Raw genomic sequence first — 12,500 nt, 5'->3', positions numbered from 1 at the left:
TGCTATTTTTAGTATATTGAGTAGGCGCTTCATCTTGTGCTTTTGTGTATATAGGATTTTTGTCATAAAACAGTTCTTTGTTCACTTCTTTATCTAATAAATCCATATTCATATCAAAGTATGCTTTCAAAGAATTTATACAAGCTAAATATCCGTTAAATTCAAAAGCTCCTACATTTAAGCTATCTAAGTTTGAACTTATATATTGCTTTATTTTTCTATACATTCCACTCTTTATACTACTATAAACTATATTAATGAATATATCGGTCTTCATTATATACATTTCCATACTAATGTTAGCTAGTTGGCCTCTTCTAATTCCAATATTTTTGCCAATACTATTTACTTTATTTTCATTATCTATATTTAATACTTCACAATCAATAAACTCTCCATCAGTATCAAAAATTTGCTTATATACTACTGTTATATCATTTTTACTTTTTATATGTTGATTTATAACTTCATTATAATCTATATTACAAACCATATATGATGGTGAAATTAAAACATATTCCCTTCTACTTTGCTTTATAAATTCTATATTATCCATAAAGTTATGAACATCATCATTCACTGGATCATGATCTCCAAAATTAAAAACCCTAAGTCCATCCTTTTTTCTATGCAGATCCCATGGCCTTCCATTTGTTAAATGGTTTATTAAAGATCTTGATTTATTCTTAGTAAAAATTCCTATTCCCTCAATTCCCGAATTAGCCATATTAGATAATACAAAATCTATTACTCTATACCTTCCTGCTATTGGCACAGACGCTAACGACCTATTTATTACTAACTCTCCCATTCTACTTTCATCTTCATCTAAATTTATAATACCAAAACAACTCTTCATATAATCTCCCCCGTAACTTTAAAATATTTTCTATTTATAATATTTTCTAATTGCTATATTGATATTCTAGCACTTCTATAGATTTAGCATCTATCCCATGATTTTCAAATGTAGATTTGCACTCTAATATTTCCCCAGCTGCTATAACTGAAATTTCATTAAAATTGCTAATATTATATCCATCCCCTATAACTACATCCGTTCCTATTATAGCTTTTTCTATAATTACATTTTTACCGATCTTTACGTTAGGCATTATAACAGAATCTCTTATAACGGTATTTTCACCTACAAATACGCCTTGAGATAAAATTGAATTTTCAACAGTTCCCTCAACTATACATCCTTCTACTACAAGCGACCCTAAAACTTGTGCATTACATCCTATATATTGTGCAGGTCTTATTGGATTTTGTGAATATATCTTCCAATTATTTTCATGTAAGTTTAATTCATCAGTTTCATTTAATAAATCCATATTAGCTTCCCAAAGACTTTCGATTGTACCAACATCCTTCCAATAACCCTTAAATGGATAGGCCATCATCTTAGCATTAGCCTCTAGCATTATAGGAAGTATATCTTTTCCGAAATCATTACTTGAATTTAAATTAAGTTCATCTTCTTTCAAGTATTTCTTTAATAACTCCCACTTAAATATATATATTCCCATAGATGCATTTGTACTTTTAGGATTTTTGGGTTTCTCTTCAAATTCATATATTGATAAATCCTCTCTAGTATTGATTATTCCAAATCTACTAGCTTCTTTTTCCGGTACATTTATAACCGCAATAGTTACATCAGCCTCTTTCTCCTTGTGAAAATCTAACATCTTATCATAATCCATTTTATAAATGTGATCTCCAGACAAAATCAATACATATTCTGGATCATATCCATCTACATATTGTATATTTTGGAATATAGCATTAGCCGTTCCCTTATACCAGACCCCACCTTTTTCTTTCTGATATGGTGGTAATACAGTAACCCCGCCATCTCTTCTATCCAAATCCCATGGATTCCCAATTCCTATATGGGCGTTAAGTTCTAAAGGTTTATATTGAGTTAATACCCCAACTGTATAAATACCAGAATTAGAGCAGTTACTTAATGGGAAATCTATTATTCTATACTTTCCTCCAAATGGCACTGCTGGCTTTGCTACATCCTTTGTCAATACACCTAATCTCGAGCCTTGTCCCCCTGCTAAAATCATTGCAACAATTTCTTTCTTCCCCATAAAAAATTCTCCTTCCCCTTGTTTATATTCTATACAATTTCACATATTTTGAATTCATAGCCTTTTATACATATGTTGAAATTTATTTTATTCGTTAATGTCACCCATTTATTATTTTGAAATTCTCTAATTATTCTATAACCATCCTTGAATTCATAAGTAAATTCTTTATTTTTTGGATTTATTATTATAATTATTTTTTTATCCTTATAATTCCGTTCATATATAAGTATTTCTTGTAATGTATCTATAATCTTAAATTCACCTTTTCTAAGTACCTCTTCTTCATTTCTTAAATTTCCCAAGGTTTTATAAATTATAAATACCTCTTCATTAATCTTATTCCAAGGAAATGCCTTTCTATTTTCAGGGTCTTTCCCTCCTGTTAAACCAGCTTCATCACCATAATATATTAGCGGAACCCCTGGAAGTGTCATTTGCATAACTATTGCTAATTTAAATAAATATATATTTTGTCCTAGCATTGTAAATATTCTTTCAGTATCATGATTTCCTAACAAATTCATGCAACTATAGAAATTCTCACTTGGATAGTTTTCATATAAGCTCATTAACCTTCTTATAAAGTATTTAGATTCTATATTACCTATTAAAAATTGTATTATAATATCTCTTAAAGGATAGTTTGTAACTGAATCTAACTCTTTTCCAAAAAAGTATTCTCTTCTAGAAGAATAACTAACCTTATTTGAAGCATCTTCCCAAACTTCACCTATTAATACACTTTCAAAATCAACAGATAACATTTTCTCCTTTATCATAGCTATAAATTTATCCGGCAACTCATCGGCTACATCTAATCGCCAACCACTTGCTCCAAGTTTAATCCACTTTGCTATGATAGACTCTTCATTTTTTATTATATAATTACTATAACTATCATTTAATTCTTGTGTATTAGGTTGGTTATCAAATCCCCACCAACAATCATATTTATGAGGATATTCATCAAATGTGTACCAACTATAATATTTTGATTCTTTTGATTCATATGCTCCAATCTCTGGATAATTTCCATACTTATTAAAATATTTGCTATCCGATCCTGTATGACTAAAAACGCCATCTAATATAACTCTTATTTCTAACTTTTTAGCCTCTTCACACAACTCTTTAAACTCTTCATTAGTTCCAAACATTTTATCTATTACCTCATAATCACTAGTATCATATTTATGACAACTTACAGCCTCAAAAATAGGATTCATATAAATAATAGAAACTCCAAGAGATTTTATATACTCTAACTTCTTTATAACTCCCCTTAAATTACCACCAAAAAAATCCCACTTTGATATATCTCCACTTTTATCTTTAACATACATAGGATCATCTTCCCAGGTAGCATATATAAAACTATTTTTTCTAGGATTATTAACTCTGCCATTATCATTTCCATTATAAAATCTATCTACAAATATTTGATATATTATTCCCTCCTTATACCACGAGGGCACCTTTCTCTCATTATAAATTGTTATCTGATAAGGTATAGGATCTCTATCATATACACATCCTATACCTCCTAGAGATTCTTTATTATTTCCATAGTAAATATTATTACTTTCATAAACTATCTTGAAATAGTAGTTTATAATTCCAACTGAACTTATAGTTTCTAAATCTATATCAAATATATAGTTATCACTGATGCTTTTATCTAACATAGTCATTTCTAATTCTTCTTTTCTACCATCAAAATAACTTAAATTTATATATACTGATGCACTTTTATCTAAAGCTATTTTTAATGATATATTTTCTAAAACTTTAACTGCTCCAAATGGAACTCTATATTGTAAACTATGAGAATCATGAAAAATTCTTATATCAGTCATAAAATCCTCCTTCAACTATAAATTTCTATATATAGTATTTGCGCCCCAAATACCTGTAGCATACTCATTTATTGTTCTATCTGAGGAGAATATTCCTGATTTAGCTATATTTACCCCACACATCTCTTGCCACTTATCCAAATCTCTATATAACTTATCTACCTTATCTTGAGCTTCTATATAATCATTAAAATCTCTTAAAGCAAAAAATTCATCATTATAATTAAGTAAGCTTTCATATATAGGTTTAAATCTTTCTTTATCTGTAGAATAAGTTCCATCAATAAGGTTATTCATTACTCTTTTTACCCTTGAATCCTTATTATATATATCCCAAGCATTGTATCCACCATTTTTATAATAATTAAAGACCTCCTTTGCATTTAATCCAAAGACTATAATATTTTCCGGTCCAACTGCATCTTTTATTTCTATGTTGGCTCCATCTAATGTTGCTATAGTAATAGCTCCATTCATCATAAATTTCATATTTGATGTTCCAGATGCTTCTTTAGTTGTAGTAGATATTTGCTCACTCAAATCTGCAGCTGGAACTATTTTTTCTGCCAACGATACTCTGTAGTTATCCATCATAACTACCTTAATCTTATCTCCCACTCTATAATCATTATTTATCTTATTTGAAATTGAATTTATTAACTCTATAGTGTTTTTTGCTAAATAATATCCGGGTGCAGCCTTTCCTGCAAATATAAAGGTTCTCGGTACTATATCTAAATTAGGATTATCAATAATTCTATTATATAAATCCATTATTCTTAAACAATTTAGAGTTTGCCTTTTATATGCATGTATTCTCTTAACTTGCACATCAAAAATAGAATTAGGATTTACCATAATGCCCTTTGTGTTATAAATTTCCTTTGATAATCTCTTCTTATTTTCAAGTTTTATATTAGCTAATGCTAATTTCACACTACTATCTTTTAAATGTTCCTGAAACATTTTTAAATCTGTCGGTTTTTTCATAAACCCTTCACCTATTGTAGATTTCAATAATTCAGTTAGCTCTGGGTTACACTTTATTAGCCATCTTCTATGAGTTATTCCATTTGTCTTATTATTAAATTTACTAGGATATAAGGAATAAAACTCTGACATCTCCTGATTTTTTAATATCTCAGTGTGAAGTTTTGCTACTCCATTAACACTATGACTTCCTACTATATCTAAACTCGCCATCCTAATATATCCGTCTCCTATGATAGACATTCTAGAAATTTTATCCCACTCACCAGGATATATGATCCATAATTCCTTGCAATATCTTTGGTTAATTTCTTCTATAATCATATACACTCTTGGCAGTAAATTTTTAAACATATCTACTTCCCACTTTTCAAGGGCTTCAGCCAATATAGTATGATTAGTATAGGAAACACTACTTTGAGTAATTTCCCAAGCCTCTTCCCACTCTAATCCTTCTTCATCTATTAATATTCTCATAAGTTCTGGTATTGCTAATGTTGGATGAGTATCATTTATATGAATAGCTACACTCTCATTAAATAATGATATATTTCCCCCATTACTCTTATATTCATTTACTATATTCTGAATCCCCGCAGATGCTAATAAATATTCTTGTTTTAACCGCAATAACTTACCCTCATAAAAAGAATCCTCTGGATACAAAACAAGTGATATTGCTTCTACTGAATTTTTATACTCTTGAGATTTTATAAATTCACCCCTAGCAAAAGCAGAAAAATCAAACTCCTTACATATAGTTTCCACGCTCCATAACCTAAGTGTGTTTACTAAATTATTTTTATATCCAATAATAGGAGTATCATAAGGAACAGCTAAAACAGCTTCATAATCTTTATGAACGAATTTTACTTTACCCTTTTTAACTTCCATTTCTACTTTCCCATAAAATTTAACTATTTCACTTTTATCAGTTTTTTTTATTTCCCACACATTTCTTGATTTTAACCAAGTGTCCGCTACCTCGACTTGTTTTCCATCAATTATTTGTTGCTCAAAAAATCCATATTTATATCTTATTCCAAAGCCATGCCCTGCAATATTCGTCGAAGCCATAGAATCTAAAAAACAAGCTGCTAACCTTCCAAGTCCTCCATTACCTAATCCTTGATCTTGTTCCATATCCTCTAACTCATGAAGATCTATCTTTAATTCTTTTAATGCTTCTTCACAAGTTTCTCTTATCCCTAAATTTAATAGTGAATTATCTAATAACCTACCTAATAAAAATTCCATCGATAAATAATAAACTTGCTTATCTTTTAATTTTGAATACTCCTTATTTGTGCTTGCCCAATCCTTAGCTGAATACTTTTTTACTAATTCGCCTAAGGTTTCATATTTTTGAAGATTATTTCCATCAACTAGTTCCTTACCATGTAACTCTAAAAATTTCTCTTTATAGTCCTCAATTATTTTATTCTTTGTTATTAACATTTTTTATGTCCTCCTAATAACTCAATTATGAGTTTTAGGCCATTAATTCCTTATATAACTTTTTATATTCCTCCGCTGATTTATCCCAACTATTATAAGAATTCATAGCCCTCATTACTAATGATTGCCAATTATCCTTATTTTTATATACCTCTATTGAATATTCTATTTTTTCCATTAATTCTATATAATTATAATTTCTAAATGTAAATCCATTTCCTTCTTTATTCTGAGAATTATAATCTGTAATAGTATCCTTTAATCCTCCTGTTTCCCTTACTATTGGTACAGATCCATATCTCAATGCTATTAATTGTCCTAGTCCACAAGGTTCAAAAAGCGAAGGCATTAAAAACATATCTGAAGATGCATATATTTTATGAGCTAATTCATTATCAAATAATATATTTGCACTTACCTTACTTGGATACCTTTGATTAAAGTCCTTAAGATTTTCTTCATATAAATAATCACCAGTTCCTAAGAATACAACTTGTACATCTTTTTGTAATATTCCATGTAACATATTTATTATTAAGTCACAACCTTTTTGATGTGTTAACCTAGATACCATTCCAATCATAGGTATATTTTTATTAACAGTCAGTCCTAGTCTATTTTGTAGTTCCTCTTTATTTATACCCTTATTCTCTAATGTATCAACTGAATATTGTTTAAATATAAATTTATCATTTTTAGGGTCATACTCCTTATAATCAATTCCATTAGTTATTCCTCTTAATATATTTTGTTTATATCTAATCAACCCATCTAACCCTTCTCCATATTCTGGAGTTTTTATTTCCTCAGCATAACTTTTACTTACAGTAGTTATACTATCTGAATAATTAATTGCGCCTTTTAAGAAACTTACTGCTCCATTAAGTTCCAAACTACCATTATTAAATAACTCATAATCATATCCAAAAACTTCTGGTAAAACGTCTGGACTAAATGATCCTTTGAAAAATAGATTATGAATAGAAAAGACAGTTTTCATATTCTTATATAAATCTTTTTTTATATACTCTACTTTATGAAGAACTGGTATCATGCCAGTTTGCCAATCATTGCAATGTAACACATCCGGCTTCCAGTCTATTTCTTTTATAAATTCAAGTACTGCCCTATCAAAAAAAGCAAATTTTTCCCCATCATCATAATATCCATATAATCCATCTCTTTTAAAGTAATACTCATTATCTATAAAATAATACTTTACTCCATCGTGATCATATTCAAATATTCCACAATATTGTTCCCTCCAACCCACTTTAACAATAAATGATTTTATAAATTTAAATTTTTTCTTAAGATCATCTTTTATATCTCTATAATTAGGCATTACAACTCTTGCATCTACTCCGACATTCTTTAGTGCATGAGGCAAAGCTCCAATAACATCTCCAAGTCCTCCAGTTTTAATAAAAGGATGAGATTCCGATGCAATAATTAGAACTTTCATTCCTTAGTTCACTCCTCTATTATCTTCTTCTATCTCTTTAATATTTATCTCTTCAATGCTTTTCATTTCATTTATTTTTTCAATCGTTATTATAGATATGGACATGGGCGGTACTTTAGTTTTAAGTGAATATGGTTGATTATGACATGAAGTATTTTCTGATATCAACATTCCTTCCACTACTTGTCCCGATCCTCCAAATCTCTTTTCATCAGTATTAAATACCTCTCTATATTCTCCTAAATAAGGAACTCCTATTCTAAAATCATAATAAACTACAGGCGTAAAGTTACATATAAATAGTAATGTATCCTCTTTACTTTTACCCCTCCTTATAAAGGATAAAATACTCTGCTTATTATTATCTGCATCTATCCATGTAAATCCATTAGGATTATAATCTAATTCCCATAAAGCCTTGTTATTTTTATAAAAATTGTTTAACTCTTTAGTGTATTCTTGTGATTTTTTATGCATATCAAATTCATCAATTAGCTTCCATTCTAATTGTTCATATTCTTTCCACTCTATAAACTGTGCAAATTCTGATCCCATGAAAGTAAGTTTTTTACCTGGATGCCCAATCATATATGCTAGATATAATCTAAAGCCTGCAAACTTATTCCAATAATCTCCCCACATTTTATCTACCAATGATTTCTTACCATGGACCACTTCATCATGTGATATAGGTAAAATAAAGTTTTCTGTGTGGTTATATACCATAGCGAAAGTAAGCTTGTTTTGATGATATTTTCTATATACAGGATCAAGCTCTACATATTTTAATGTATCGTTCATCCATCCCATATTCCATTTAAAATTAAATCCTAACCCACCTTCTTTTATTGGCTTACAAACATTTGGCCAAGATGTAGATTCTTCTGCAATCATTAGTAATCCTTCTGATTCAGAAAATACAGCGGTATTTAATTCTTTTAAGAAATCAATTCCTTCTAAACAGCCATCTTCCCCATATATATTAGTTCTCCACTCACCTTCATTTCTTCCATAACTTAAATAAATCATATTAGAAACAGCATCTACTCTTAATCCATCTATATGGAATTCCTTTATCCAATATAAAGCATTAGAAATAAGGAAACTCTTAACTTCAGGTTTTCCTAAATCAAAATTAAATGTACCCCACCCTTTATTATCAGCTTTCCAACCTTCTTCATATTCATAAGTAGGACTACCATCAAACATATACAACCCATGTTCATCTTTACAAAAATGTCCTGGTACCCAATCTAAAATTACACCTATTCCATTTGAATGTAAGTTGTTAATAAGATCTTTTAATCCCTCTGTTGTTCCATATCTACTTGTAGGAGCATAATATCCCACACCTTGATATCCCCATGATGCATCTAATGGATATTCTAAAACTGGCATTAATTCTACATGAGTATATCCCATTTCTAATACATATGCGGGTAATTCTTTTGCAAGTTCATCATAAGTGAAAAAATTATCCTGCTCTCCATTTGTTAATTTAGCTTCTTTAGTTTTCCAAGACCCTAAATGAACTTCATATATATTTATAGGACTTTCATATATATTACTTTTTTTTCGTTTACTTATCCATTTCCTATCAGTCCATTTAAATTTAAGATCCTCTTTCACTATAGATGCAGTATTCGGCCTTACTTCTGATAAATATGCATATGGATCAGCTTTATACACTCCTTTTGTTCCCCACTTATTTACTATATAATACTTATATCTACAACCAGGTTTTAAATTAGGTATAAAAACACTCCATATACCTTCATCAGTTAATCTTTCTAATTTATATTCCTCTTGAATATTAAAATCAGTAAAATCACCCACTACATATATACTACTTGCTTTCGGAGCCCAAGTTGTAAACCTAATTCCTCTTTTTCTATTTTCAATAATACTATGTGCCCCCATAAACCTATAGCTATTATAATTTTTACCTTGATGAAATAAACAATTATCAACTTCTAATATCTGACCCTTCTTAACTATAACTTTTTTCTTTTTTACCTCTACCATAGGTCTTCCCCCTTGTTTAATTTATCCATTGCATTTATTTACAATTATAGCATTATGTTACTTCGTTTTCTATACTTTTCTAAATACGATTATCTATGTTTTTTACTGTTTTTCACTGTTTTTCTACATAGGAATTTATCTTTTATTGTAGTATATAGTCGTATTGTTTTTTGAACGTCTAAAAAATAATAATTAAGCTATATTAGTTATTTTTAAGTACATTTAAACTTGATTTAGATATCTGAAATGATTTGAATATTCCTTATATAATAAAAAAAGACACAATTAAATTAATAATCATATCTTTTTTATTTGAACGCAAAAAAAAGAGTCTAAATCAGACTCTTTTTTGTTAACCTGGCGACGTCCTACTCTCCCACACAGCTGCCCGTGCAGTACCATTAGCGCTGTAGAGCTTAACTTTCCTGTTCGGAATGGAAAGGAGTGTTTCCTCTACGCCATCATCACCAGATGGTTTAGATCCTAAATCATAGATTTAGTCTCTTATTATTTTTTTATCAGAGTTTTGTTCTCTGAAAATTGCACATGAATTATTGTAAATTGGTCAAGCCCTCGACCTATTAGTATCAGTCAGCTAAATATGTTGCCATACTTACACCTCTGACCTATCAACCTCGTGTTCTTCAAGGGGTCTTACTAGCTTATGCTATGGGAAATCTCATCTTGAGGGAGGCTTCACGCTTAGATGCTTTCAGCGTTTATCCCGTCCCGACTTAGCTACCCAGCGATGCTCCTGGCGGAACAACTGGTGCACCATAGGTCGGTCCATCCCGGTCCTCTCGTACTAAGGACAGCTCCTCTCAAATTTCCTACGCCCGCGACGGATAGGGACCGAACTGTCTCACGACGTTCTGAACCCAGCTCGCGTGCCGCTTTAATGGGCGAACAGCCCAACCCTTGGGACCTACTACAGCCCCAGGATGCGACGAGCCGACATCGAGGTGCCAAACCTCCCCGTCGATGTGGACTCTTGGGGGAGATCAGCCTGTTATCCCCGAGGTAGCTTTTATCCGTTGAGCGATGGCCCTCCCACGAGGTACCACCGGATCACTAAGTCCGACTTTCGTCCCTGCTCCACTTGTAGGTGTCGCAGTCAGGCTCCCTTCTGCCTTTGCACTCTTCGAACGATTTCCGACCGTTCTGAGGGAACCTTTGAGCGCCTCCGTTACTTTTTAGGAGGCGACCGCCCCAGTCAAACTGCCCACCTAACAATGTCCTGTCACCAGTTTCATGGCGTCCAGTTAGAACCTCAGTACTGTCAGGGTGGTATCCCAAGGATGACTCCACCAAGGCTAACGCCCTAGCTTCCCAGTCTCCCACCTATCCTGTACAGACAATACCGAAATTCAATGCTAAGCTACAGTAAAGCTCTACGGGGTCTTTCCGTCCAATCGCGGGTAGCGAGCATCTTCACTCGCACTACAACTTCGCCGGATTTGCAGTTGAGACAGTGCTCAAGTCATTACTCCATTCGTGCGGGTCAGAACTTACCTGACAAGGAATTTCGCTACCTTAGGACCGTTATAGTTACGGCCGCCGTTTACTGGGGCTTAAGTTCACACCTTCGCTTGCGCTAAGCATTCCCCTTAACCTTCCAGCACCGGGCAGGAGTCAGCCCCTATACATCAGCTTACGCTTTAGCAGAGACCTGTGTTTTTGTTAAACAGTTGCTTGAGCCTATTCTCTGCGGCCTGCTCTCGCAGGCACCCCTTCTCCCGAAGTTACGGGGTTAATTTGCCTAGTTCCTTAACTGCAATTCTTCCGATGGTCTTAGGATTCTCTCCTCACCTACCTGTGTCGGTTTGCGGTACGGGCACTACTTCTCTTTCTAGATGCTTTTCTTGGAAGCATGGAATCAGATACTTCAGCCTAAAAGGCCTTCCCCATTACGCCTCAGAATTGTTAAAGCGGATTTGCCTACCTTAACTCCCTAAACGCTTAGACTAGCATTTCCATTCGCTAGCACATCCTATCCTTCTCCGTCACACCATCGATAATAACGATTGTAGTGGTATTGGAATATCAACCAATTGTCCATCGCCTACGCCTTTCGGCCTCGGCTTAGGTCCCGACTAACCCTGGGCGGACGAGCCTTCCCCAGGAAACCTTAGGTTTTCGACCTGTAAGATTCTCACTTACATCTCGCTACTAATGCCAACATTCTCACTCGTAATCAGTCCACCGCTCCTTACGGTACGACTTCAGCCCGATTACGACGCTCCTCTACCGCTCGTATTAAATACAAGCCCGTAGCTTCGGTGGTAAGTTTGAGCCCCGGACATTTTCGGCGCAGGATCTCTTGACTAGTGAGCTATTACGCACTCTTTCAATGAATGGCTGCTTCTGAGCCAACATCCTAGTTGTCTTTGAAATCCCACATCCTTTTCCACTTAACTTACACTTTGGGACCTTAGCTGACGATCTGGGCTTTTTCCCTTTCGACCATGGATCTTATCATTCATAGTCTGACTGCCGGACTAATAGTATATGGCATTCGGAGTTTGATAAGGTTCAGTAAGCGATACGCCCCCTAGCCCATTCAGTGCTCTACCTCCATTACTCATATCCGACGCTAGC

6 protein-coding genes and 2 rRNA genes (2 of these 8 running past the window's edge) are annotated in these 12,500 nt (G+C 32.7%); all 8 read right to left on the bottom strand.

Annotation, left to right across the window (positions count from 1 at the left end; genetic code table 11):
• Positions 1 to 859: the 5' portion of a glucose-1-phosphate adenylyltransferase subunit GlgD gene (gene glgD / locus J1C67_RS06885; protein ID WP_167867647.1), read on the bottom strand. It extends 254 nt beyond the left edge of the window; only the first 859 of its 1,113 coding nucleotides appear in the window; it begins with the start codon at positions 857 to 859; the stop codon falls past the left edge of the window.
• Positions 860 to 905: 46 nt separating this feature from the next.
• The gene (locus tag J1C67_RS06880; protein ID WP_167867648.1) at positions 906 to 2,105 is read right to left on the bottom strand and encodes a glucose-1-phosphate adenylyltransferase; all 1,200 of its coding nucleotides are present in this window, start codon (positions 2,103 to 2,105) and stop codon (positions 906 to 908) included.
• A gap of 29 nt (positions 2,106 to 2,134) precedes the next feature.
• Positions 2,135 to 3,964: a glycoside hydrolase family 13 protein gene (locus tag J1C67_RS06875; RefSeq protein WP_167867649.1), complete on the bottom strand. Its 1,830-nt coding sequence runs from the start codon at positions 3,962 to 3,964 to the stop codon at positions 2,135 to 2,137.
• Between the two features lie 15 nt (positions 3,965 to 3,979).
• Positions 3,980 to 6,412, bottom strand: coding sequence for a glycogen/starch/alpha-glucan phosphorylase (locus tag J1C67_RS06870; RefSeq protein WP_167867650.1), 2,433 nt, complete (start codon positions 6,410 to 6,412; stop codon positions 3,980 to 3,982).
• Positions 6,413 to 6,446: 34 nt separating this feature from the next.
• A complete protein-coding gene (gene glgA / locus J1C67_RS06865) occupies positions 6,447 to 7,877 on the bottom strand; it encodes a glycogen synthase GlgA (protein WP_167867651.1) in 1,431 nt (476 codons plus the stop codon).
• Positions 7,878 to 7,880: 3 nt separating this feature from the next.
• A complete protein-coding gene (gene glgB, locus J1C67_RS06860; RefSeq protein WP_167867652.1) occupies positions 7,881 to 9,902 on the bottom strand; it encodes a 1,4-alpha-glucan branching protein GlgB in 2,022 nt (673 codons plus the stop codon).
• A gap of 355 nt (positions 9,903 to 10,257) precedes the next feature.
• A 5S ribosomal RNA gene (gene rrf, locus J1C67_RS06855) occupies positions 10,258 to 10,374 on the bottom strand.
• Positions 10,375 to 10,463: 89 nt separating this feature from the next.
• A 23S ribosomal RNA gene (locus J1C67_RS06850) occupies positions 10,464 to 12,500 on the bottom strand; it runs 869 nt beyond the window's last position.

The organism is Clostridium gasigenes, assembly GCF_017348895.1.
GTDB lineage: Bacteria > Bacillota > Clostridia > Clostridiales > Clostridiaceae > Clostridium > Clostridium gasigenes.
This window is presented reverse-complemented; position numbering and strand designations above follow the sequence as displayed.

What these genes read in the sequence shown, in the direction of transcription:
- J1C67_RS06880 (WP_167867648.1), bottom strand. Translation starts at nt 2,105, where the DNA reads ATGGGGAAGAAAGAAATTGTTGCAATGATTTTAGCAGGGGGACAAGGC.
- J1C67_RS06875 (WP_167867649.1), bottom strand. Translation starts at nt 3,964, where the DNA reads ATGACTGATATAAGAATTTTTCATGATTCTCATAGTTTACAATATAGA.
- J1C67_RS06870 (WP_167867650.1), bottom strand. Translation starts at nt 6,412, where the DNA reads ATGTTAATAACAAAGAATAAAATAATTGAGGACTATAAAGAGAAATTT.
- glgA (WP_167867651.1), bottom strand. Translation starts at nt 7,877, where the DNA reads ATGAAAGTTCTAATTATTGCATCGGAATCTCATCCTTTTATTAAAACT.
- glgB (WP_167867652.1), bottom strand. Translation starts at nt 9,902, where the DNA reads ATGGTAGAGGTAAAAAAGAAAAAAGTTATAGTTAAGAAGGGTCAGATA.